The sequence below is a fragment of the Maridesulfovibrio sp. FT414 genome, assembly GCF_050916235.1.
In the GTDB taxonomy this organism is placed as follows: domain Bacteria; phylum Desulfobacterota; class Desulfovibrionia; order Desulfovibrionales; family Desulfovibrionaceae; genus Maridesulfovibrio.
In genome coordinates, this window is record NZ_CP104854.1 from 3,143,372 (window position 1) to 3,166,919 (window position 23,548).

Genomic DNA, 23,548 nt, shown 5'->3' on the forward strand with positions numbered 1-23,548 from the left:
TTCATTGGCTCCGCAAAATAGGGATTCTATGATGACACAGCTGTAATTGACACCCGAACGCTAATAGGGATTCCAAAGGGTCGCGGACCCTTTGGCCGCCGGAGGCGAAATCAGATCGTCAAAAGCGCGCAGCGCAGCAAATCAACCCTTGTAGAGCCGCCGGAGTCCAACAAGGCTCGGCGAGGAGGATATGAAAATGAAAGTAAGAAGAAAGTTAATCCAGATAGACGAAGAATTGTGCAACGGTTGCGGACAGTGTGTTCCCGGCTGTGAAGAGGGTGCACTGCAGATCATTGACGGCAAGGCCAGACTGGTTGCCGAGAGATATTGCGACGGGCTTGGCGCATGTCTGGGCGAGTGTCCCACTGGTGCGCTGAAAGTTGTGGAAGTTGAAGCTGACGACTTTGACCCTGACGCAGTAAAGGAACTGCTTACCGAGCAGGGCAGGGCGGTTCCGAATCACATGCCTTCGCCTGAAAGCCTGCGTCTGGATGCACCAAAGGCCAAGCCCAAGGGGGGCTGCGGCTGTGCCGGTTCCAGAATTGAGGCTTTTGCTCCTGCCGCATCTCCCTGCCAGCAGGCCAATGTGCCGACCGGCATGGCTGCGGAGTCCGGTCCCTCGTATCTTACCCACTGGCCGATCCAGATCAGGCTGGTGCCTGCTGATGCTCCGTTTCTCAAGGGAGCGGACCTGCTGCTCACCGCAGACTGTGTTGCCGTATCACTGCCCGGTTATCACCAGAACTACCTGCCGGGCAAAAAGGTGCTCATGGGTTGCCCCAAGTTCGATGATGTGGAGCTCTACGTGCAGCGGTTGACCGAGATGTTCAGTGTGAGTGGAATCAAGTCCGTCTCCGTTATGGAAATGGAAGTGCCCTGTTGTTCGAATTTCAGCAGGATAGTCGCTACAGCACTCAGGAATGCCAATGCGGATATTCCCGCAGAGAAAATTGTGGTAAAACGTACAGGAGAAATCAAGGCCAAGACTTCCCTTGATCAGCCCGTACCTCTCTAGCAAGCTGTTGAAAAACGGCGATCTGCGTCGTTGCTTCAAAAAGTTCAAATCCTCACGTACCGGAAGTACGCTTCGGCCTTGAACTTTTTTCGCGCCTAGCATCTCACCATTTTTGAACAGCCTGTGTTTTTTGATTATTTCAACGGGCTGCTAAGGTTTATTAAAGAAGGCTTCATCTACCTCCTTTTGACTATACAGGCCGAGCCGGGGCAACACTGCAAGCAGTGTTGCCCCGGCTTACTTTGTTTCTTGATGAGGATATTCAAGGTTATGCCTCCGGCGGCCAAAGGGAAAACTTTTGCAAAAGTTTTCCCTTTGGAATCCCTTTCAAAACCTTTCAATAGAGCTTCGCCGTGGTACACGAGAAATTGTCATTACTAGTGCCGGTAAGGCTCCAGTGGCATTCGTTGTCTTTTAACATTTGGTTTTTTTAGTGTTCAACTGGCAAACAACAAAGCCCGCAATATCTTCAGAAGATATTGCGGGCTTTAAATTTTCATAACGGGACAGCCTGACGAAGAGGCGAAGCCCCGCTAAAAAAGTTTGGAAGAGTCCAGAGAAACCTTTTCAAAGGTTTCTCTGGCCGCCGGAGGCATCCGGGTACAATCAGCCTCCGAGGTACGCCTTCTTGACCTCGGGATCATCCATAAGTTGTGCGGACGAGCCTTTGGCGACGATTTCTCCGGTATCGAGCACGTATCCGCGATGTGCGAATTTGAGTGCAAGGTTTGCGTTCTGTTCGATGAGCAGGATGGTGAGTCCCTGCTCGTTGAGCTGCTTGAGGGTGCGGAACATATCGTACATCAGGAGCGGGGCGAGACCCATGGAAGGCTCGTCGAGCATGATGAAATTGCACTTGGACATGAGCGCACGTCCTACGGCCAGCATCTGCTGTTCACCGCCGGAAAGGGATTCACTGCGCTGCTTGCGTCGTTCGGCAAGGCGCGGGAACAGGGCGAACACGCGGTCATAGTCTGCGTGAACCTCCTTGATGGAATCCTTGCGGGCGTAGGTTGCCAGCTTGAGGTTTTCCTCGACGGTGAGGTTGCCGAATATGTGGCGTCCCTCTGGTACGAGGGCAAGGTGCAGGTCGGAGATGACCTTGTGCGGCGGCATGTCGAGGATGGACTCGCCTTTCCAGGTGATGTCGCCGGTGATTACCTTGGGTGCTTCCGGCGGGGGAAGGCGGCTGATTGAAAGCAGCGTGGTGGTTTTGCCTGCCCCGTTGGCGCCGATGAGGGTGACGATTTCACCTTCGTTGACATTGAACGATATGCCGTGCAGCGCCTCGATATTACCGTATTTGACGCGGAGATCTTTAACTTCAAGTAATGTAGTCATCAGATTGAATCATCTCCCAGATAGGCTTTGATAACAGTCTCGCTGGACTGGATATCTTCGGGTGTTCCTTCGGCGATGGTTGCGCCGAAATCGATACATTTGATCCATTTGCAAAGGGTCATGACCACTTTCATCTGGTGCTCGATCATCAGGATGGTGATGTCGAATTCGTCGTGAATCCACTTGATGAGCTTGATGAGCCCTTCAACATCAGAGGAGTTGAGGCCCGCTGCGGGTTCGTCCAGCAGCAGGAGTTTGGGCTGGATGGACATGGCCCGGGCAATTTCAACCCTGCGCTGCAGACCGTAGGGCAGGTTGGTGGGCAGTTCCTCGGCGTACTGTTTCAGGTCCATGAATTCGAGCAGCTCGGTGGAGATGCGTTCGATTTCCTTTTCCCTGAGATAGTAGTTTTTGGTTCTGCAGATTGCGTCGAAGAATCCGTACCCCATGCGGTAATGCTGGGCGATGCGGATGTTGTCCATCACGGTCATATCGTGCCAGAGTCGGATGTTCTGGAACGTGCGGGCAGCTCCCAGCGTGGTGACCTGATGCGGCTTGAGCCCTCGGGTCGGGGTTCCGTTGAAAGTAATGGTTCCTACGGTGGGCTGGTAGAATCCGGAAATGAGGTTGAAGATGGTGGTCTTCCCGGCCCCGTTCGGGCCGATGAGCCCGGTAAGGGACCGTTCCTCAAGCTCGATGTTGAAATCGGAAACAGCCTGCAGCCCCCCGAATCTCTGTGTAAGTCCGTCTATTTTCAAGAGTGACATTTTATCTCCTTTTCTCGCGGGTTGTGGCTACTTGAATTTGTAGAATTTCTTAAGCCGCGGGAACAGGGCGGGCAGTTCCTTGTTGCCCATGATTCCTTCGGGCCTGAACTGCATGAGCAGAATCAGGGTCAGCGGGATGAGCACCCATTTCCAGACCTGGCTCAGGTGGTAGGTGTCCGGGAGCAGGTTCAGGAAATGCAGGCCGGTATCAATTGCCGGGATGATGAACCGCAGCAGTTCCAGCATGACGGTAAAGAATATTGCCGAGATTATGGAGCCGCCCAGCGAGCCCATGCCGCCGAGGTAGACCATGACCAGGCATTCGGTGGATTTCATGATGTTGAAGGACTGCGGGTTAACGTAACCAAGAACGTGGGCGAAGAGTGCCCCGGCCACACCGGCAAGACCGGATGAGAGCATGAAGGCGGCCATCTTCATCTTGTTGGTGTTAACGCTCATGATTTCAGCGGCTACCTCATCCTGACAGATGGACATGATCCCCTTTCCGTAGGTGGAGGAAACAAAGCGGCGGATCATCCAGATGCTCATGAAGGTGCCGAGGATAACCCAGATCATCATCCAGGGGATGTCGGCCACGTCTTCCATGGCGTTGACCACCCGTTTCATGCCCATGAATCCGCGCGGTCCGCCGATTATGTCCATGTTTTCGATTGCGGAGATAACCATGTAGTTGGCCGCAATGGTGATGATGGCCAGATAGTCGCCCCTTGTCTTGAAGGAGGGGATGGCCACGATGAGTCCGGCCACGGCTGCAATCATTCCGGATACCATCACGATGATGGGGAATCCGAGCGGGGCAAGTTCCGGCGGCAGGATTGGTGCTCCGAAGACCTTGTCGTGGGTGAAGAACATCACGCTCAGTACGGATGAAGCGTATGCGCCGATGCACATGAACCCTGCGTGTCCGCAGGAGAATTCTCCCATGTAGCCGTTAACCACGTTAAGGCTGGCCGAAAGGATGATGTTGATGCCGATGAACATGATCACCGACTGTACGTAGAGGTCCAGCGCATTTGTCTGCGCCAGCAGTACCACAATGGCGGCCATGGACCACAAACCGATATTGAAGCTGTATTTCTGCATTGTGAATGTTCCGCCTTAGATCTTGGTGGTCTTGGCAACGCCGAATATTCCCGTCGGCTTCATCCACAGGATGACGAGCAGGATGGAAAAGGCGAACAGGTCCCTGAAGGTAGACGGGAACACGGCCACAACACCGACTTCGATGAATCCGAGCAGGAATCCGCCGATGAATGCGCCGCGAATGTCCCCGATACCGCCGACAACGGCGGCAATAAAGGCTTTCCAGCCGATGAGTGCGCCCATGTACGGTTCAAGGATGGGGTAGGACATGGCGAAAAGCATCCCGGCGAGTCCGGCCATACCGGAACCGAGTATGAAGGTGAACACAATCACGCTGTCGATGGGGATGCCCATGAGCGGAATGGCGAACTTATCGTATGATATTCCGCGCATGGCCATGCCGATCTTGGTCTTGGTGACAATAAACTGCAGAAGCAGGAAAACTGCGATGGCTGCGAAAATTACGATTACTTTCAGGTTGGTTACAGAGATATTGCCAAAAGTGTAAACAACCTTGTCGAGCAGTTCCGGAAACTTTTTGCGGCTGGCCCCAAGCAGGGCGAGGTTGCCGTTTTCAAGGATCAGGCCGCACATAAGGGCGGTGATTACCACGTAGAGGCGGTGAGCCCCTTTTCTACGTAAGGGACGGTAGGCGATCCTCTCGATTGTCACCCCCACCCCGGCGGTAAGCACCATGGTCAGCGGGACGGTAAGCGCAAGCACCATCCAGGGGGCAAGGTCCAGAAGTCCGAGAAAAAAGGTAGCAACAAAAAATGCGATGTAGGCGCCGACCATGAAGATGTCGCCGTGTGCGAAGTTGATCAGCAGCAGTACACCGTAAACAAGGGTGTAGCCCAAGGCAATGAGTGCGTAAAAACTGCCCCACTGCAGGGCGTTAAGCAGGTTCTGGATGAGGATATCCACTGTCGGTCATCCCTTTGTTTTCGTAAAACCCGGCAGGGTTTCCATTTAAATCATGCCGTCGGGTAGCCTCTCCGGACGGAGTCATCAGTGAAAAGCAGACAGACGGCGGAACTTAGGTTCCGCCGTCTGATGTTGTTATGCTGGATTAGGGGCAGACGGATTCAGCAAACACGAAGTTGCCGTTTTCGTCGATGCGTACGACTACAGCGCACTTGATGGGGTCGCCCTGTTCGTCGAATTTCATGGAACCGGTGATACCGGCGAATTCGGAGATGGAGCTCAAAGCATCACGGATGGCTTTACGCTCAGCCTTGACGTCGGAGTTGTATGCGCCTGCATCCTGAATGGCCTGCAGAACGAGACGGGTTGCGTCCCAGGTAAGGGCGGCAACGTCGTCAGGAGTTTCTTTGTACTTGGCTTCGTAACGGTCGATGAATTCCTTGGTTGCACCCTTGGCACCGGCAGCGGCGTAGTGGGTGGAGAAGAACTGGCCTTTGCAGTCGTCACCGCACAGTGTCATGAGTTCAGCGGAACCCCATGCATCGGAACCCATGAAGGGACCTTTCCAGCCGAGATCACGAGCCTGTTTAACAATCAGGGCAACCTGGTTGTAGTTGTCGGGCACGAAGATGAAATCGGGCTTGGAGTTGATGATCTTGGTGAGCTGTGCAGAGAAATCCTGGTCCTTTGTACCATGGGATTCGAAGGCTACAACAGCGCCGTCACCGAATTTTTTGTTGAAAACATCTTTGAAGATTTCAGCCAGACCCTTGGAGTAGTCGTTGGAAATGTCAAAGAGAACGGCAGCGGTCTTGGCCTGGAACTGCTTGGAGGCAAAGTTCACAGCAACAGGACCCTGGAAGGGATCGAGGAAGGCCGCACGGAAAACCCAGGGGCGGTTCTTGGTGGTATCGGGGTTGGTGGACCAGGGGGATACCATGGGGGTGCGGTTGTCGTTGCAGGTTCCGCCGGCGGGAACAGCCTGCTTGGAGGAGTTGGGGCCGACAATGGCTACAACACCGTCCTGTTCAATGAGTTTGAGTGCTGCGTTTACAGCGGACTCAGCCTTGGATTCGTTGTCTTCGTAGAAAAATTCCAGAGGGAGCTTTTTGCCACCGACTTCAAGACCACCCTGGCCATTGATTTCCGCCAGCAGCATTTCAGCGGCGTTTTTGGAAGATTCACCAACTTTGGGGATATCACCGGTAAGGGGGATGTTAAAGCCGATTTTGATTTTTTCTTCCTTTTTAGAGCATCCAGCTATCATGACCACGGCAAGACCGAGGATCATGAGGGCCATTAATGACCTGAAAATCACTTTCTTCATTCTGTACCTCCTGAGGTGTTCATTGAGAAGTTCCGATTTCGTTATTGGATGATGGAAAATATCGCAAAACAGAGAATTTAAAAAGACATATTTGCAAATTTACAGAATTTATGAGGTTTATTCTTTAATATTGAACTGTTATGTTGGCGAATAACTTTGAGTATACAGTGTATAATTATCTGTGGTATAATTAAAAATTTAACTGTTATCAGTATTTGTTGTTTTATTTTAGTGGTTTATTGTAAAGCTGCGAGGTGGTGTCTTTTGGATATGGTGGCGTGATACGGCTGGTAGTTCGATTGTTCAGTCTAAAATTGTAAAAAATGTAAATTTTAGCTATGTATTACGTAATGCATAAAAACAGTATGTGTAAATTTTGCAAACTTACAAAATGAAGATTAAGTGATGCCTTTTGGGGAGGGTGTGATGCGCTGTTGTGATGTGTTCTCTGGCCGGACTTGAATTCTCTACTGTGATATCTATTTGAAATTAAAGGAATATTTGCTGGTCCAAATTGTAAAGATCCTGAACGACTATTCAGTCTCAAAGATTCGGCAAAACAAAGCCCCTGCCGAAATAATCCGGCAGGGGCTTTGTTCTAGCGTATGTAGCTGAATTGTTATACTTTAAACCGTTCCATCATTACTCTCAGGGAGCGTGCCTGCTGGTCGAGATCCCTGACGGCTTCCTCCAACTGACGGGAACTTTCGAGGTTCTGTTCGCCTGCCTGCTTGATGGAAGAAAGGGCTACGGCAACCTGATCCATTCCGGCCAGCTGTTCCTGACTGGATGCGGCTATCTGGGCCGAAGATTGTGCAGACTGGTTGATAACCGAACCGAGGTTGAGGATTGCCTCTCCGGTCTGGGCAGAAAGTTTTGCGCCGGATTCAACCGCCTTGCCGCCTTCCTCGGTGATCATTACCGCGGAGCTGGTGGCTTTCTGAATATCGGCCAGGATTGACTGGATCTGGGACACGGAGTGTTTGGACTGGTCCGAAAGGTTGCGGATTTCGCGGGCTACTACAGTGAACCCGCGGCCTTCCTCTCCGGCCTTTGAGGCCTCAATGGAGGCGTTAACGGCCAGAATGTTGGACTGGTCGGCAATATCGTTCACAACATATATAATGTCCCCGATGTGCTGGGACTGTTCGGACAGTTTCACAATGGACTGGGCAATGGTATCCATCTGGGTGCGTATGTTCTTCATTCCGGAAGCTGCATCTTCTGCGGACTTCTTGCCGTGCTGCGAGGTCGTGACGGCCTTGCGGGCCACCTCTGCCACCTGCCTTGATTTCTCATTGGAAAGGTGGGCGGTCTGCTTGACTTCCTCGACCGTGGCGTTGGTTTCAGCAACTGCGCTTGCTGTTTCAGCGGCACTGGCAGTAAGTTCTGCGGAGGCTGCTGAAATCTGGCTCAGGGAGGTGGAAAGGGTGCGCACGGCCTCGTGGATTTTGCGGTTGTCACTCTTGAGGTTCTCAACCATCAATGCGAGAGCCCTGCCTATGGTATCCTTGTCGGAACGCGGATTAACAGAAACCGTAAGGTCGGAATCGGCAACCAGCTCCATGGCCCTGGCCATATCATTAAGCGACCCGGTCATCTGATTGAACGCCCTGGAGAGAGATCCCAGTTCGTCTGCGCGGTCTGTACTCTTGATGGTTGAGCTCATATCTCCTTCCGCAATGCGGTAGGCGGCGTCAACCACCTTCTGCAGGGGGATGGTGATGTCCCGGGCAATGAAGAAAACTGCGCAAAGTCCAAGGATGATGACTATGGTCCCGATTGCATATATATTATTGATTGCCCTGTCGTTGCGTGCCTGCAGGGTCGGGCCGAGTTTTTCCTGATCTGAAATGACCGACTGCTTTGCCTGTTCGATGAGTCCCGCCATTTTGGGGCCGAGAACATCCAGCTCGGAATTGATAAGGCGGTCACGCACTTCAGTGGTTACGATCAGTTCGTGCATGTTTTTTACATATGTGTCACGAGACTGTTTTATGGATTCAAGCTGAGGGTAGTCCTTCTTATCCAGCAGTCTGGAGAGATTGTCCGTGGCGACTTTGAGTTCCTGCATTTCCGACATGGAGCGCTTGGAGTGCGATTCAAGGCTTATCTCAAGGTATTTGGCTGCGTAAAGTCGGCCCAGAATCAGGTTGCGCACCCCTTTGGCACACCAGTACAGCGCCTTAGAGTTGTTATCCCCTCTGGCGATGTTGTCTATGATCTGCTCAAAGGTCTGCTCCATAAGATCCCCGGCAGGGATCAGAATGTCGTTGGCAATGGAGTCCCTTTTGGTTTGGGCTTGAGCTACTTCTGCGAAGCTTGCGTCGTATTCCTTCAGCAGGCGTTTAATATCAGCGAGCAAGGCTTTGCGTCCCTCTGATGTGATGGCTTCCTCTGCAGTTTTTAGGAGCGGCTGGATCTGGTCCTGGTTCTCGCCATATTTTTTCAGGTACTTGCTGTCGCCTGTGATGATGTAGTCTTTTACATCGTTTCTGCCTTCAAGCAGTTTCGCCTGGATTTTCCCAAGCATGTTCGAATCCTGTGCGTATTCGCGGTAACCGGTGAATCCGGTGGATGATTCCTTCAGGGCAACCATGGATTCCATGCCTACGAATCCGAACAGGGTGAACACTACCAGAAAACTACAGAAAATTTTTTGTCCGACAGTCAGCCTCTTAAGCATGTCCGCAAGTCCTTATGATTGTTTAGTTAAATTATATGGAAGAACGGCAGTGCCCGCTGTTTTGGCGAACACTGCCGGATGATTCAATCCGCTATTACGCCAGAGTTCAAGATCTGGCAAGACGGGTGGCTGTCGGGGGCGGATCTTATTTATAGTTGTCGTCGCAGAATTCGTTGCACTTTCCTTCAACTGCCTGATACAGGGCCTGGCAGGTCTGAAGGCTGAATTGCTTTGCAGAGTTCTGACGCACCTGTTCGCAGCTCTGCCTGCATTCCTTGACTGATGCGTAGCTGCGCAGGGTAACTTCGGAGTATTCCGCGCATATGCTGTCCTGTCCATCACACTCGACCTCGGTTGTTACCGATCGGCAGTATGATCTCACATCCTGCATTGAGGTTGTGTGGCCGGAACAGCCTGCCAGCAGTGTCAGCACTGCGGGGATAATAAACATCTTTTTCATGCTGGTACTCCTATCCAATTATTTGTTTCATCGCCGCAAGGAACATGCGGTTGGTTGAATTGTTGCCTACTGAAACCTTGAGCATGTCCGGAAGGCCGTAAACATCAAGGGATTCCAGCCTGAAGCCGTACTCAAACAGTTTTTCGATCAGTTCTTTCGCCGGAATGGGGCCGTTGAACATTATGAAGTTGCTCTGACTTGGGAACACAGTGCATCCCAGATCCTCCAGCCCTTTTTGAACCCTTTCGCGTCCCCTGATGACAAGGTCTATGGTGGAATAGTAGAACTCGCTGTGATTGATCGCAGCAAGTCCTGCGGCAAGGTTGAGCGGGCTGACCGGGACCGGAAGTCTCGATTCCTCAAGCACGTTGGCCCTTTCCCTGCTCATCAGAGCATAACCGAGTCCCACTCCCTTGAGCCCGAAGGACCATGAGAAGCTGCGCAAGATTACAAGGTTTGGGATTTTCTCAAGGAAATCCGTCATGGAGTAATCATCTTCCGGCCAGGCAAATTCAACGTACTTTTCATCTACTATGAGCAGTGTGCGTCTCGGGAGCAGGTTGGCCATGGTGGCCAGCTCTTCCGCCGGAACACCGAAGCCGGACGGTATATCCGGGTTGGTGATGATCACCGCCGCAGTGTTTTCATTGGCTGTCTTGACAAGCTGGTCCAGCGGAGGGGAGAAGTTGCGTCCCCTTGGAAGGCGCAGGAGCTCAACCCCGCACAGGGCGGATATTCTGTTGTAATCGATGAGACCGTGGTCATAGCTCAGCACATGATCTATGCCGGGATTTACCTCCAGTCTCAGGGTGAGGTCCAGCAGTTCCATTGCCGAGTTGGCTATGACGACAGACTCTTCGGCTACGTCATGTCTCTTGGCAAGGCTGAATTTCATTCCGTCTTCAGTATCATTTTCCAGCGCCGAGCAATTGCTGGCCATATTCATGATGGTATTGGATACGGCCTTTGATACTCCAAGAGGGTTTGTGTTGCTGGAGAGGTCAATTTCTTTTCTGATGTTGAACTTCCTGCGGAAAACGGCAACAGGCATGCTGTGCTCAGACTGCCTGCGTTCAGGTTCTTCTTCCTCAGTGAATTCCTCTTCAGGTTCATCGGTGGCGGCAGGCTCTTCTGGCTCCAATTCCCATGGCTTTTCCTCTTCTTCGGGGGAGGATTGCACGGCCTGTGCTGCGGCATCTGGAACAGATTTGTCCACTGTCGAAGGCTTTTCGCCAGTTCCCTTGCCTACTTCATCAAGTGCAAGGGTGACGATCCTGACATCATAGTCATTGCTCAGGGTTGCGTTGCTTACCATTTCATTGAGCTTGTCGAATGAATCAATGACGATGTTGAGCAGGTCGGAGTCCAGTTTGAGTTCATTTTTGTATACGCGGTCGAGAATTTTTCCGATGGCCCCGGCCACCTCGCTTATCTTGCGCAGTTCCAGCAGGGCAGCACTTTCCTTGAGTGAAACAAGGATTCCGTATACCTGAGCTACTGTTACGGGTGAAGGGGAACTGCTGTTTTCAAGTTTCATGAGAGCAGTTTCAATCTGGTCAAGTTTGTCCAGAGACTGTTCAACAAAATGTTGCAGGACCGGATCATCTTGCATTTCTATGGTCATAAGTGTTCCCCTTTTTGTTTGGCTGAGATCTGTATGCCCAGGTTGGTTGCTGTGAAAATGCTTTATATTGAAAATAGTTGCAATGTACTGGATCACTCGCGGCTGGGTCTTTGGTTTCTTTTGCAATTTTTCCAGCCATAAATCCATTATCTTTTTATATACCGAATTGGAAAAATTCTAAACCATCCTCATGCAAATATATAACTGAATCCGGTTGCGCTTTTGGCCTTGGTGGTTAATATTACGGGCAATGACCATCTGTTTGCAGAGACTCTACTGATTTTGATGCCAGAAAATCAGGCTGAATGATCCCTATAAATAGATAAAAATTCATGAGGAGTTAAAATGGTAACTTTTTTCAATGCAAACGAAGTTGTTGAACTTGCAATGCGAATTGAGCAGAAGGGTCAGGCTTTCTACCTGCTTGCTGCGGACGAGGCTACTGATCCGGGTGCCAAGGAATTCTTTGATTTCTTTGCAACAGAAGAGTCCAAGCACGAGATGTTTTTCAGGGACATGCGTGACCGTCTCGGCAATATCGAGATTCCTCCGGGAAGCGATTATGAAGAGTACACCCAGTACGTAATGGCTCTGGTTGATTCGCACGATGTTTTCAATTTCGACTACACCGCAGCCTTCCAGGATGAGGAATTCACCTTTGAAGATGCAGTGCGGGCAGCCATGCGCTTTGAAAAGGATACCATTCTGCTGTTCACCGAACTTAAAAGAATGGTTCCAGAGGCCGAACGTAAAATCGTTGAGGCCTGTATTGATGAAGAGCGCGGACATCTGAGGATGTTGGCCGAAAAGCTGAAAGATTAGTCGATTGCAGTAGACTGATCCGTAACCAGCACTACCAAAGCCCCCTTCTCGCTCCATGGAGGGGGCTTTTTCGTTTTGTGCTGTACCCGTCAAAGACGGTATGCCTGTGATTGCCTGATTCTCCGAAATCTATTGCCTCATGCCCTTGTTGAACACAAAGTAAAATGGTAGCGGATGGTTACGGAATCAACCTGTAATTACGCGGACGGAAAAATGAGTGACAGTGCAGCGGCAATAGAGCAGCAACTGGCGGAATTGCGCGAATCGGAAAATTTTATCGGCTTTTGTGCCTTTGATCTTTTTCTTGAGGATGATGAATCAAAGAGAAAGGACGGAGTGCTCAAGATTTCACGTCACAACCTTACGCCGGAAAAGGGCTTCCTCAAATTTACTTTCATTGTGGATGTCTATGGCGACAAGCTGATCCGCAAACAGGTTCTGGATCTTTTTTCCCGCTTCCACGACAGTGAGCTTGATTCGGAAACGGACCCTGATTTCATGTACATACGACCAACGGAACCCAGAACTCAGAAAGACCGGGCATGGTTTATCGGAGAGGTGTTCTTTCACTTCGATACAGCCAAAGGTGCATCGCGGGAAAATGTGGTGAAGTTTTTCCTGCCGTTCTTGACCCTGCGCCTTCCGCTGGAATTCAGCGATCTGCAGTGGTGGGACGATGAGCAGATAGAAAGCCCGGTGAAGAAATCCGCCATCGCAGCGATAACGGATTTCATACTCGGGAGATTTTAATAGGCAGTCGTTTTCCGTCCTGCTATGGGGGCGAAAGCCTTTCCTGTGCAGGATGGGACTGGTCAACCATTTCCAGTGGTGCTGATTCCGGTGAGTCCTCGTCTTCCAGTAAAAGCATGGCCACCTGCAGGGCGCTTCCGTGGCTTGCGAAACAGTTTTTCCTGCCGATTCGATTCAGGACGCCCATTCTGTCCAACTGGCCGGCAATGCCGTCATTTACCGCAGCAATGACAGTGATTCCGGCTGACTTGAGCTTGTCGATCATTTCGTTAAGGGCAAACACTGCAGATACATCGACAAATGGTACACCCATGCAGTTGATCACAACAATGCGTGTGCCGAGCAGCATTTCCACTTTATCCGCCATTTGCGAGGCCGTGCCGAAGAAAAACGGACCGTCGATGGTGAGCACGCGTATCCTGAATCCGCTTAATTCCTGAATTTGTCTTTCCATACTCTCCGTCTTACTGCACCGATCCGATTCGGTTATGCGGATCTGGGTCTGCCGGGCAATCCGGCAGGTTGTCATTATGGCTGCCAGGGTTACTCCGACTGCAACCGCAAGAACGAGATCGACGAAAACCGTCACCGCAAAGACCGTAAGCATCACTGCAAAATCACTGCGGGGGACTCTGCGGGCCATGCGCAGCATACGGTAATCCAGAATGTCTATACCGACTTTGACAAGTATACCCGCGAGTACGGCAAGCGGGATATGGGACGCTGCCGGAGCAACCCAGAGGATGATGGCAAGCAGGGCCACAGAATGGATCACTCCTGAAAGTCTGGTCCGGCCACCGGCTTTCACGTTTACTACCGTGCGCATGGTCGCCCCTGCCCCGGGCAGAGCACCGAAGAAACCGCAGAGCATGTTTCCTATTCCCTGTCCGATCAGTTCCCGGTTTGAGTTATGGCGCTCCTTGGTGAGCGAATCGGCAACCAGTGAGGTGAGCAGGGAGTCGATACTGCCGAGTGCGGCAAGCGCCAGAGCTGTTCCGGCAAGGTAGCTCCAGTTCTTAAGGTCGAATGCCGGAATGGAGAACTCCGGAAGTCCTGATGGAATGGCACCGATGGTCGCAACCGGGAGGTTGAAGAACCATGCTACGGAAGTGCCAGCGATCAGGGCGATCAACGGCGACGGCAGGATTGCGCTTATCCTTGATGGCACAGCGAATACAATAAGCAGGGTGAGCAGTGCCAGCCCCATGCTAGGCAGGGACAGGTCGGCGATGGCCGCAGGTATTGCCGCGGCTGCTGTAAGTGGGGAGCCAGCGGCAGCATGGCCAAGTAACGGGTTTATCTGTAACAGGATGATGATGGCCCCGATTCCGGACATGAACCCTGAAATGACCGGATAAGGAATGTAGCGAACGAACCCGCCCAGCCTGCAATAGCCGAAGCAAAGCTGGATCAATCCTCCAAGGATTATGACAGCGGCAATGGAATCTGGATTGCCTGCGAATGTGGTCAGGGCTGCAGCTACAACCACAGTCATCGGTCCGGTAGGTCCCGATATCTGTGTAGGTGTGCCTCCGAACAGTGCTGCCGCAAAACCCAGCAGCACTGCTCCGAACAGGCCTGCTGCAGCTCCGGCACCGCTTGCAACTCCGAAGGCAAGAGCCAGCGGAAGTGCTATGATTCCGGCAGTAAGCCCTCCGAAGAGGTCTCCACGCCAGTTTTGCAAAGATGCTTTGAAATACATTTGTTGGTCCTCTCACGCAACTTGGCTTGCGCCAGTGATTTACGCGCGAGAAATCTCTGTACAGCACGATGCAGTACAGGAATTGGTCCCGTGCGAAGAATTTGGTTTATAATTCGCAGGTCCTTATGCCTGAGTCAGGTTGGCTGGAGGCAGGGCCTGTGCGGAATTTCGTAGCGGATTCCCGTATTTTTTCCTCAAGCTCATCAAAATTGACGGGTTTGTTCAGAAAGTATCTGGCTCCCCAGCGGAGACATTCAATGGTGCACTGGGGGGTGCCGTAAGCACTGAGCATTATCACTTCTGTTTGGGAATTGATTTTTTTGATGCTGAAGAGGGTTTCCAGCCCGTTCTTTCCGGGCATTTTCACATCAAGAACTGTCACATCGAAACTGATTCCCGACTTAAGCATGGTCAAAGCCTCACTGCCGCTGCCGGCAGTTGAAACATTGTAACCGGCCTTGGTCAGTCTCTTGGACAGGACAGAGGAAAAGTCCTGTTCATCGTCAATAAGTAAAACGCTGATGGGCATTGCTGCTACTCCTGAACAATCTAGTTGAATGATCACTCCTGGTTGAGCCCTTAGAGAGTCTTCTAAAAACGTGTACGATGGGTTTTACGGGGCTCGGATGGTGTGAAGCGTATATCAAACATCATGCCAGCATTGGATCAATAGATTATCGAATGAAGAGCGATGCCTGCTACTTGTGATGATATTTGTGGAGTTAAATAAGTATGTTGACTCGGAGGTGGGATGAGTCCCGGATGTTGCCGGGCAGATATGCACTCTTGTTGGAGTGGGGAAGCGGTGCATATTGCGCCGCTGGTTCAGAAGGTCTCACTTGGTCAATTGATGGCTGGTCAGGATAAGACTGGTGCGCTGTCTCTACTGTCGAGTGGTTCTGTACCACAAGACGGTTGGGGAGAAATGTGCCGGTTGTTCCGGGCGGAATGTTTCTCGGACGGCTTTAATAATTATTACGGTTGCCATCCCGGTCATTGAAAATTGAATTTCCTGTAATTGTATTCACGGAAATATCTATGACGGATCAGTCCTCCACAGGCTGGTTGGTCTTCTTCCTGCCGATTGATGGAATTAGATCGTCAAAAGGCGTAACGAACCAAAAACAGTGCCGCAGGATTGGATTGGCAGCACTTTTTTCAGTATCGCAAGCTGTCAAGGGCAGGACAGAGTTGGAATGATTACCGGTGTTTTGCGGGAATCAGTTGTATGACCGGTAATTGTTTTTGTCTCGGTGAAGCTGATATTTCTGTACTGCGATGTTGTGTTCCTTGAGTGATTTGCTGAAGTAATGGGAACCGTCACCCTTGGCGACAAAGTACAGGTAGTCGTGCTTTTCGGGATGGATTGCCGCCTTTATGGAATCAAGTCCGGGGGAGCAGATGGGGCCCGGAGGAAGTCCCCGGTGCTGATATGAGTTGTAGGGATTGGACTTGTCGCCCAGATGCTTTTTGCGCAGGTTGCCGTCGAAAGTCTCGCCCAGACCATAGATGATGGTGGGGTCGCATTGCAGCAGGTAGCCTTTTTCAAGGCGATTGGCAAAAACTCCGGCAATGCGCTGTCTTTCACTTACATCCCCGGTTTCCTTTTCAACCAGTGAGGCAAGAATAATGGTCTTGTGCACTTCCTGCGGGGAAGGCAGGCTGCCGTTCCACGCCTTTTCCGCCGCCTTGCGGAATTCCCTGAGCATGGTTTCGACCATGGCTTTGCCGGAATCTGTTTTCGGGCGGGTCAGCAGGTAGGTTTCCGGGAAAAGGTACCCCTCGGCGTTATCGGCCGGGATTTTGTATTCAGACAGGAGAGCCGGGTCGGATACTGCGGTTTTGAATTCGGAGTAGCTGGTCAGGCCTGATTTTTGGGCAGCTTCCGCCGTGGCCCACCATGTCAGGCCCTCGCGCACGGAAAATCTGTACATGATGCCGGATGTGGTGGTGAGAGTTTCCAGAACTTCGGGGGCAGTCATGTTGGACCAGAGACGGAATTCGCCTGCCCTGATCCTGTTTTCCTTGCCTTCTGCCTGGGCGTATTCCCTGAACCTCTTGGAGTCGGTAATGAGTCCGGCCTTGGCGAGGTTTGCGGAAACCGCCCACAGGGGCTGCCCATGATCAACAGTGAAAAGGATTTCGCGGCCTTCAATTTCCGGTGGCAGGTTCAGAAAACTCCAGTTCCTGTACATGAACCAGCCTGCAACCAGCATGAGTCCCATGCACCCGAAGGCGATGGTCGGCATCACAAAGCGTAAGACTATGCCCGGCTTAGCCATGTTTCCAGAATTACTTTTGCTGCCTGGCTGTCCAGATTCTGTTTTCTTTTCCTGTCCCAAAGTCCGGCCTCCCTGAGTTCTTCTTCCGCTGCAATCGAGCTGAGTCTTTCATCAACGAGATGGATTGGTAAGTCAACCCTTCTTTCCAGTGATGCCGCAAAGTTGCGTACCTGCCGGGTGGTCAGGGTGTCTTCCCCATCCAGAGAAAGGGGAAGGCCTATGACGATATCTCCGACCTTCTCGTTTTCTATTATTTCAAGAAGTTCTGTGAACATGGCGTCGCGGGTGGTCCGCTCCATGACCTTGTAAGGAAATGCGAACATCCTTTTCGGGTCAGTAATGGCCAGCCCTACACGCTTGGTTCCAAAATCAATTCCTAATGCTTTCATAGTATGTGCCTCCGGCGGCCCTCCGGGGGCCAAAGAAAATTTTTGCAAAAAGTTTCTCTGGACTCTTCAAAAACTTTTATCAGGGCTTCGCCGCCGGGGATGTTGGTTTATCAAGTAATAATAAATTTATCGGGCTTCAGGTCAGACTGTTGCTGCCCCGTCTTAATGACGCTTTTCCATACAAAGCAGCGAAGCCTCGCTATCATTACAAATGCCTCCGGCAGGTTCCCGAAGGTCTGCCGGAGGCATTTGTATGCTTTATATGCCTAGATAATTACCAGTTCATCCTGACGCCGGGCCTTTTCAAGTTCCTTCTTGAAATCCTTGCGCCATTTTGGTCCGCCGATGAGTTCAGCAAGGTATTCCACGGTGTGCAGTACCCGGTTCTGTTTCTTGAGGTTGTGCACGTTGCGCTTGATACCGACCTTACAGGACGGGCAGCCCACCAGAATGGGGGTGCTCTTGTCCTGTCCCTGCAGATCCTGCTGGAGCTGTGCTCCCTTGCGGTCCCGCAGTTTATTGTAGATCTCGGGGCTGGTGATGGAGCCGAGTCCTGATTCACCACAGCAGCCCGGAGAGAGAGTTACGCTGGTTTTGAGCAGTTCTTCAATGGCTCCACGGTACATTTCAGGGGCTTTGGATTTTTTCACATCGGTCCACTCGGTGTGGCACGATGCGTGGTAGATGATTTCCTCAGCCGGGCTGACAGATCTGAAATCAAGGTTGCCCGGGTTGCCCAGCAGGTACTGAACTGCGTCGCTGCGCTTGAGTTCATGTCCCAGTTCCTTGAATTCATATGATTCAAGGGATTCGCGGCATGTTCCGCAAGCGGTGATCATGGTGGATACCTTCATGCCGGCTATGGAGGCCTTGGCGATGCGGTACTGAATGTCACTTATGTTGCGGTGGCGGTTGGTGTTGTATGCCTCCACACAGCCGCTGGCGAGCAGCGGGTAGCCGCAGCAGAGATGCTTGGAAGGCATTATCACGTTAACGCCGGACTTGAGCAGCAGGTAAAGCGTGGCCATACCGATGTCTCTGGAGAACAGCGATGCGCCGCACCCGGGGAAGTAGTATACGCTGTCCGGAGCCGGGGTGTTCTGCATGAACATGGAGCCGCTGTCGAGATCAAGTGTCTCGGACAGGTTCTTGAAATCCATGGCCGGAGTCCGGCTGTGGAGCATGGGAGATTCTATGCGTCTGCGCCAGTGTCCGGGGATGAGCCCGACAGCCTTGGACTGGACTCCTGCGGAAAGCGAAAGGAATTTTGCAGCCTTGGGCAACCGTTTCTGCGGGTCCTTGGCAATAAAGCCGAGAACAGCGTTCTTGATCGGATGGCCCCCGGTTCCTTTGTATTCGAGGAAAGACCTGATCTGCAGGGCGGCCCCGGCTGAATCGATCTTGATTGGGCAGACCGAGGTACAGCGTCCGCAGGCGGTGCAGTGTTCCATGAGTTTGCGCAGTCTGGTCATCAGCTCCGGAGAGGGTTCGCCGCGCTGGACCTGAGAATAGTAGATAGCTTCGATGAGCGCGCCGAGTGCAATGTTCTTGTTGCGCGGGTGGTACATGAGTCCCCGTTCCGGGAAATACATGGGGCAGACCTGTTTGCATTTTCCGCAACGGGTACAGGTCTGGATATGGCGCAGCAGCTCCATCAGGTGTTCCTTGTCCTTGATGGCGGTCTTGTTCAGGTCGTTGATGAGCCTGTTGAACGAGAAGGTGTACGCCGGGGAAGGAAGTTTCCTGCGGGTAAGCTTTCCGGGGTTGAGAATGTTGAGCGGGTCGACCTTGAGCTTGTATTCGCGGATGGCCTCAATCTTCGATTCGGAAAGGTAGTCGATCTTGGTTATGCCGATGCCGTGCTCACCGGAAACCTCCCCTTTGAGCTCAAGTACTTTCTTGAAGACGTCATCAACCGCTTCGTGGGCACTGTGCAGCATTTCCGGGTCGTTGGAGTTGACCGGGATGTTGACGTGGCAGTTGCCGTCGCCAGCGTGCATGTGGTTGGCGATGATGATGCGCTGATCCTTGAGCTTCTTGAAGATGGCGGAAATGTTCGAATCAATCTTGGGAAATTCGTCGCGCAGTTCCTGGAAGAGGTAGTGAACCTGTCCTTCCAGTTCCTGGTCGCTCATATCCTTGCCGGTGACCTTGCCCTTGAGGATGCTGGTGGTGCGTTCAAGCGCCAGTTCCACCTTGGGTTCCTCAATGGGGAAGCCCGGCAGTTCCTTGATGGCCAGCAGGGATTTGCGGTAGATCTTTGCCAGATAGATCAGGTTGAGGTCTTCTAGGAAATCCGAGAAATCGGGGATTACCTCAAGGGGAATAACGATGTCTTCGTTTACCTTGAACCCGGAAGTGCGCTTGGCAATGGCCGAGAGTTTGTGGCGGTCTTCCCAGAAAAGTTCTGCTTCCTTTTCATCGCGGGCAGCGAAGATGTCCACGCCGTCGTAAGGCTGGGCAATGGAGATGATGGTGTCAACCGCGCTCTGCAGGGCCGCTTCGTCATCGGAATCGAGCTGCAGGATGAGTACGGAGATCGGATCTCCTTCATAATTGTTGGATTTTTTTACGTATTTGATGGCCTGTACGTACTTGGGACCGAATTCTTCCAGTGCGGAGATTTTGACAAGGTCGCCTTCTTCGCGGATTGTGTCGCGCAGCGCTACAACATCCTTGATTACCAGCATGGCGTTGCGCATGGAACGCCCGTAGAATTCAAGGCAGAGCACGCGGGTTTTGCTCGGCTTGGGATAGAGGGCGAAGCATGCTTCGGTGATGATGCCGTCAACCCCTTCCTTCTGCACGCCGGGCAGCCCGCCGAGGTACTTGTTGGTAACATCCTTGCCGAGTCCGGTGGTACGGATTTCTTCGGCAGTGAGCTCAATGGTGTCGATCAGGCTGCCTTTGGCGTCGAATATCTCGAAGATTGCGTTTTCGTTGACGAATATTTTGTGTCCGGGATGTCCTTTGCGGCGCACTTCAATCAGGTCGCCCTTGGGCATGACCATCTTATAGTTAATGATGTTGTCGATTGTGCAGCCGTATTCGAAGGCGAACGGTCCGCCGGAGTTTTCGGAAATGTTGCCGCCGAGGGATGATCCTGCCTTGGAAGCCGGGTCGACTGTGAAGAGTACCCCTTTCTTGTCTGCAGCCTTGATGGCATCGAGGGTGATAACCCCGGCCTGAGCGCAGAGGGTCATGGAATCGGTATCTACGCTGAGGATCTTCTTGAACCGTGCGAGTGAAAGCACCGCAGTGCGGTCAAGGGCGGGAATGGCTCCGCCTGTGGCACCGGTTCCGCCTCCGCGTGGGATCAGGCCGAACTGCATTTCATTTGCAAGGCGGACGATAGCCCGGACCTGCTCGGTGTCTTCCGGGAAGAGTACGGCGATGGGCAGCTCGATACGCAGGTCAGTGGCGTCAGTGGCGGACTGGACGAGGGTGTGGGGATCGAGGCCGATACACTGCTCAGGCAGGATCTCCTTGACCTTTTCAATGAATCTTTCCTTGAACTCCCTGTCCGCATCCTGTTTCAGCCAGAAATTTTCAATCGCACGGGAAAGGCGCTGCGGATATTCACCGGAAAGGGTGGGGCGGGCAAGAGTCAGGGTCCGGGAGACGGATTTGCGCACAAGTTCGTGATCAATGAACGGGTTGTAGCGTACAAGGAAGAGTTCTGCGGCAATGCTTTCGGAAAGCATGCGCACATCTTCAGGCCAGCCTTTGAATTCAAACGGATCAAGGCCGAGGACTCGCTGCAGGAGCGCTTCGGCGGGAATGGAAATATGGGGACCTAACTGAGGCATAGTTTCTTACCTGAATAGTTTATGTTTTGTAAGGAGCAGAACAGCTCCTGTGAAGAAAAAAGGGCAATATAGTGATCGTGCTGATGAAAATCAAGCAACTATTTCGTAACCTGTTGAAGGTTTATGCTGCGATTCTTGTAGGGTTGTTTTTGTAGTACGCTGTTTTTAATGTATTAAATTTGTTGATTGGCGATTAAGAAACGCAAAGTCCGGCGAAAAGACAACCGTTCCCGCTTTGAATCTGTTCCAGCGTGGTGGTGGCCTTTTTTATTGTGGCGGACCCCGTCTGATATAATGGCGGTGCTGTCGATTGTAAAGGGGCATACTGTTTGGGACTTGACAGAAAAGGGCTAACTGGCGGATTATTTCCGCTTCCACATTTTCCATATGAACCCTTTTTATGGGTTTCTTTTCGAAATTCGTAATTCACAAGCATAAAATTACATAAATAAAAAAAGAGAGGGTCTTGAAATGATCGGTGATGATTTTGCTGAACTCAAACTTTTTATAACCGGTCCCATTCTTCTGCGTGAAGAGGTGCGCAAGGCCGGACTTCTTCCTGAATTCGGTCACCGGGATTCTGAAAATCCCAAGCGTTTCGGCCCGATCATGGAAAATCTTATGACCATTGCCGGTAATCCTGAAGGGTATATTCCGGTAATTTTCAACGGTTCGGGCACCAACGTTCTTGAGTCCTCCGTGCGTTCGCTGGTGGCTGATTCCGAGAAGGTGCTCAATGTTTCCGTGGGAGCTTTCGGCGACCTGTATCACCAGCTTGCAGTGCTCAACGGCAAGAATGCCGTGCAGCTCAAGTTTTCGTACGGCAGGGCAGTGGATCTTGATAAGCTTGATGCAGCACTGCGTGATCATAAGCCGGATGTGGTAACCTTTACCCACAACGAGACTTCCACCGGGGTGACCAACGACGTCGTTGCGATTTGCGAAATGATCCGTGCACACGGAGCAAAGCCAATCATTGACGCGGTATCCATTTTCGGCGGCGCCCCGGCCATGATCAGCGAATGCAGGCCGCTGATGTACTGCACTTCCACTCAGAAATCCCTTGGTCTGCCAGCTGGTTACGGTATCGGCTTCATCAGCGATGAAGCCCTTGAAAAGGCCGAGTCCGTGCAGAACCGTGGGTACACCACCGACATCATCGGGCAGGCCGCCAAAGCCAGGATCAACCAGACCCTGACCACTCCCAACGGCACCCTCGCCAACCAGTTGTGTGTGCAGCTTGACTACATAGTTAATGATGAAACCGTTGACGGACGGTTTAAGCGTCATGAAGAAATGCGTGCCATTGCCCATAAATGGGTGGAGAGCATGGACGGTTATGGGCTTTTCGCACAGGAAGGCTATCGTTCTCCAAGTATGACGGCCTTTAAGACCCCGGCGCATATGAGCATTGCACGCCTCAAGGAAGTGAAGGAGCTTATGCGCGGTCACGGCTATCTGTTCGACCCCGGTTACGGTAAAATCAACAAGGAGCTGGAAGAGTTGGGCGAGTCACCGATTTTCCGTGTCGGGCACATGGGTGACATTATGCCGGGCATGTTAGCAGAGTATCTTGAAGTGCTCGGCGGAGTGCTGAAAAGCTTCAAGTAGTCTTTTCGCAATACGATCGTCAGAAAGACCTGAGTCCGTTATCGGATTCGGGTCTTTTTTTTGTAGTCTACACTCAGTTTTTTCTTGCTATTTTGGAAATTATGCCGCATAAAAAACCGAGTGGAAACTCAGTTTTTGTCTCAAGAATGCGATCTGTGAAAAAAATCTCATGTATTTATTGGGCGTATATTTTAATTTAAATACAATAAATTTGATATGTTGTAGCTGATCTATTTTGACTTTGTGAAAAAATGGACGGGTTGACAACGATACTGTGATTAGATTAATTTCGATTCAGACTGAGTGCTCAGTCGGTTTTTTAGCAAAAGGAAAGAGAATGACCAAGATGTCCAAAAAGAAGGCGGCAATACTGGAGGCTGCCACCATACTTTTCGCCAACAAGGGATTTGCGGATACTTCCATGCAGGAACTGTCTGCCATGACCGGAGCGGCGGAAGGTACTATCTTTTATCACTTCAAGAACAAGGAACACCTTCTGCTTACGATCCTTGAAATGACCAAGGAACGGATTCTGGAGGAGTTCGCGGCCCACATGAAGAATCATGCCCCTGGGACCGGGATTGAGGAGATGGAAGAGGTGGTTGCGTTTTACCTCCTTCTCGCTGGGCGGATGGAATACCAATTCCTTTTGCTGCACCGGCATTTTCTCTATCAGTTTGCGGAAAGCAGACCTGAATTCCGGGATCACCTGGAAGCCATATACAATTGTCTGGTTATCCTGTTCGAACAGGCGATTCAGAAGGGATTGAACGATGGCTCCATTGGCGGGGTGAGCCCCCGGAAGAGTGCACTCATCATTTTTACGATGGTCGATGGTTTAGTGAGATTTAAAAATTTTAATCTCTATGATGCAGGGGCTTTGTTCAACGATTTGATCGAGTCCATCCGCAGAATGTTGAAACCTGAATAGGGGT

Annotated in this window: 18 protein-coding genes; 5 read left to right on the forward strand and 13 right to left on the reverse strand. The window is 51.6% G+C overall.

Going from position 1 to position 23,548, the window contains the following annotated elements:
- Nucleotides 1-196 precede the first annotated feature (196 nt).
- Nucleotides 197-1,015 carry a 4Fe-4S binding protein gene (locus N7E73_RS13905; RefSeq protein ID WP_432735477.1) on the forward strand — a complete coding sequence of 273 codons (819 nt, stop codon included), beginning with the start codon at nucleotides 197-199 and terminating at the stop codon, nucleotides 1,013-1,015.
- Nucleotides 1,016-1,621: 606 nt separating this feature from the next.
- Here the strand turns inward: N7E73_RS13905 and N7E73_RS13910 are convergent.
- The 8 genes from N7E73_RS13910 to N7E73_RS13945 all read right to left on the reverse strand — a co-directional run bounded on the left by N7E73_RS13910 (nucleotide 1,622) and on the right by N7E73_RS13945 (nucleotide 11,248).
- Nucleotides 1,622-2,356, reverse strand: a complete 735-nt coding sequence (locus tag N7E73_RS13910) for an ABC transporter ATP-binding protein (RefSeq protein WP_432735478.1) — start codon at nucleotides 2,354-2,356, stop codon at nucleotides 1,622-1,624.
- Nucleotides 2,356-3,123: an ABC transporter ATP-binding protein gene (locus tag N7E73_RS13915; RefSeq protein WP_432735479.1), complete on the reverse strand. Its 768-nt coding sequence runs from the start codon at nucleotides 3,121-3,123 to the stop codon at nucleotides 2,356-2,358. Before N7E73_RS13915 ends, N7E73_RS13910 begins: the two co-directional genes overlap by 1 nt.
- A gap of 27 nt (nucleotides 3,124-3,150) precedes the next feature.
- Complete coding sequence (locus N7E73_RS13920) at nucleotides 3,151-4,227, reverse strand: branched-chain amino acid ABC transporter permease (protein WP_432735480.1); 1,077 nt, start codon at nucleotides 4,225-4,227, stop codon at nucleotides 3,151-3,153.
- Nucleotides 4,228-4,242: 15 nt separating this feature from the next.
- On the reverse strand, nucleotides 4,243-5,151 hold the full coding sequence (locus tag N7E73_RS13925; protein ID WP_432735481.1) for a branched-chain amino acid ABC transporter permease: 909 nt from the start codon (nucleotides 5,149-5,151) through the stop codon (nucleotides 4,243-4,245).
- A gap of 145 nt (nucleotides 5,152-5,296) precedes the next feature.
- Nucleotides 5,297-6,478 carry an ABC transporter substrate-binding protein gene (locus N7E73_RS13930; protein ID WP_432735482.1) on the reverse strand — a complete coding sequence of 394 codons (1,182 nt, stop codon included), beginning with the start codon at nucleotides 6,476-6,478 and terminating at the stop codon, nucleotides 5,297-5,299.
- 619 nt (nucleotides 6,479-7,097) lie between these two features.
- Nucleotides 7,098-9,164, reverse strand: a complete 2,067-nt coding sequence (locus N7E73_RS13935; RefSeq protein WP_432735483.1) for a methyl-accepting chemotaxis protein — start codon at nucleotides 9,162-9,164, stop codon at nucleotides 7,098-7,100.
- 145 nt (nucleotides 9,165-9,309) lie between these two features.
- The gene (locus N7E73_RS13940; RefSeq protein ID WP_432735484.1) at nucleotides 9,310-9,624 is read right to left on the reverse strand and encodes a hypothetical protein; all 315 of its coding nucleotides are present in this window, start codon (nucleotides 9,622-9,624) and stop codon (nucleotides 9,310-9,312) included.
- A gap of 10 nt (nucleotides 9,625-9,634) precedes the next feature.
- Entirely contained in the window at nucleotides 9,635-11,248 is a 1,614-nt protein-coding gene (locus tag N7E73_RS13945) for an aminotransferase class I/II-fold pyridoxal phosphate-dependent enzyme (RefSeq protein WP_432735486.1), read from the reverse strand.
- A 345-nt stretch (nucleotides 11,249-11,593) separates the two neighbouring features.
- On the opposite strand from N7E73_RS13945, the gene N7E73_RS13950 reads away from it, so the two are divergent.
- Both N7E73_RS13950 and N7E73_RS13955 read left to right on the forward strand, forming a co-directional pair.
- Complete coding sequence (locus N7E73_RS13950) at nucleotides 11,594-12,070, forward strand: ferritin-like domain-containing protein (protein ID WP_432735487.1); 477 nt, start codon at nucleotides 11,594-11,596, stop codon at nucleotides 12,068-12,070.
- A gap of 213 nt (nucleotides 12,071-12,283) precedes the next feature.
- Nucleotides 12,284-12,820 carry a hypothetical protein gene (locus N7E73_RS13955; RefSeq protein ID WP_432735489.1) on the forward strand — a complete coding sequence of 179 codons (537 nt, stop codon included), beginning with the start codon at nucleotides 12,284-12,286 and terminating at the stop codon, nucleotides 12,818-12,820.
- Between the two features lie 22 nt (nucleotides 12,821-12,842).
- On the opposite strand, the gene N7E73_RS13960 is transcribed toward N7E73_RS13955, so the two are convergent.
- From N7E73_RS13960 to N7E73_RS13980, 5 genes are all read right to left on the reverse strand, one after another.
- A complete protein-coding gene (locus N7E73_RS13960; protein ID WP_432735490.1) occupies nucleotides 12,843-14,522 on the reverse strand; it encodes a SulP family inorganic anion transporter in 1,680 nt (559 codons plus the stop codon).
- A 106-nt stretch (nucleotides 14,523-14,628) separates the two neighbouring features.
- Nucleotides 14,629-15,051: a response regulator gene (locus N7E73_RS13965; protein WP_432735491.1), complete on the reverse strand. Its 423-nt coding sequence runs from the start codon at nucleotides 15,049-15,051 to the stop codon at nucleotides 14,629-14,631.
- Between the two features lie 691 nt (nucleotides 15,052-15,742).
- Nucleotides 15,743-16,804 (reverse strand): endolytic transglycosylase MltG, encoded by a 1,062-nt coding sequence (mltG, locus tag N7E73_RS13970; RefSeq protein ID WP_432735492.1) that lies wholly within the window; start codon nucleotides 16,802-16,804, stop codon nucleotides 15,743-15,745.
- Entirely contained in the window at nucleotides 16,786-17,193 is a 408-nt protein-coding gene (gene ruvX, locus N7E73_RS13975; RefSeq protein WP_432735493.1) for a Holliday junction resolvase RuvX, read from the reverse strand. Before ruvX ends, mltG begins: the two co-directional genes overlap by 19 nt.
- 266 nt (nucleotides 17,194-17,459) lie before the next feature.
- The gene (locus tag N7E73_RS13980; RefSeq protein WP_432735494.1) at nucleotides 17,460-21,002 is read right to left on the reverse strand and encodes an FAD-binding and (Fe-S)-binding domain-containing protein; all 3,543 of its coding nucleotides are present in this window, start codon (nucleotides 21,000-21,002) and stop codon (nucleotides 17,460-17,462) included.
- 471 nt (nucleotides 21,003-21,473) lie between these two features.
- On the opposite strand from N7E73_RS13980, the gene N7E73_RS13985 reads away from it, so the two are divergent.
- Nucleotides 21,474-22,613: a pyridoxal-phosphate-dependent aminotransferase family protein gene (locus N7E73_RS13985; RefSeq protein ID WP_432735495.1), complete on the forward strand. Its 1,140-nt coding sequence runs from the start codon at nucleotides 21,474-21,476 to the stop codon at nucleotides 22,611-22,613.
- 337 nt (nucleotides 22,614-22,950) lie between these two features.
- The gene (locus N7E73_RS13990) at nucleotides 22,951-23,544 is read left to right on the forward strand and encodes a TetR/AcrR family transcriptional regulator (RefSeq protein ID WP_432735496.1); all 594 of its coding nucleotides are present in this window, start codon (nucleotides 22,951-22,953) and stop codon (nucleotides 23,542-23,544) included.
- The last annotated feature ends 4 nt before the right edge of the window (nucleotides 23,545-23,548 follow it).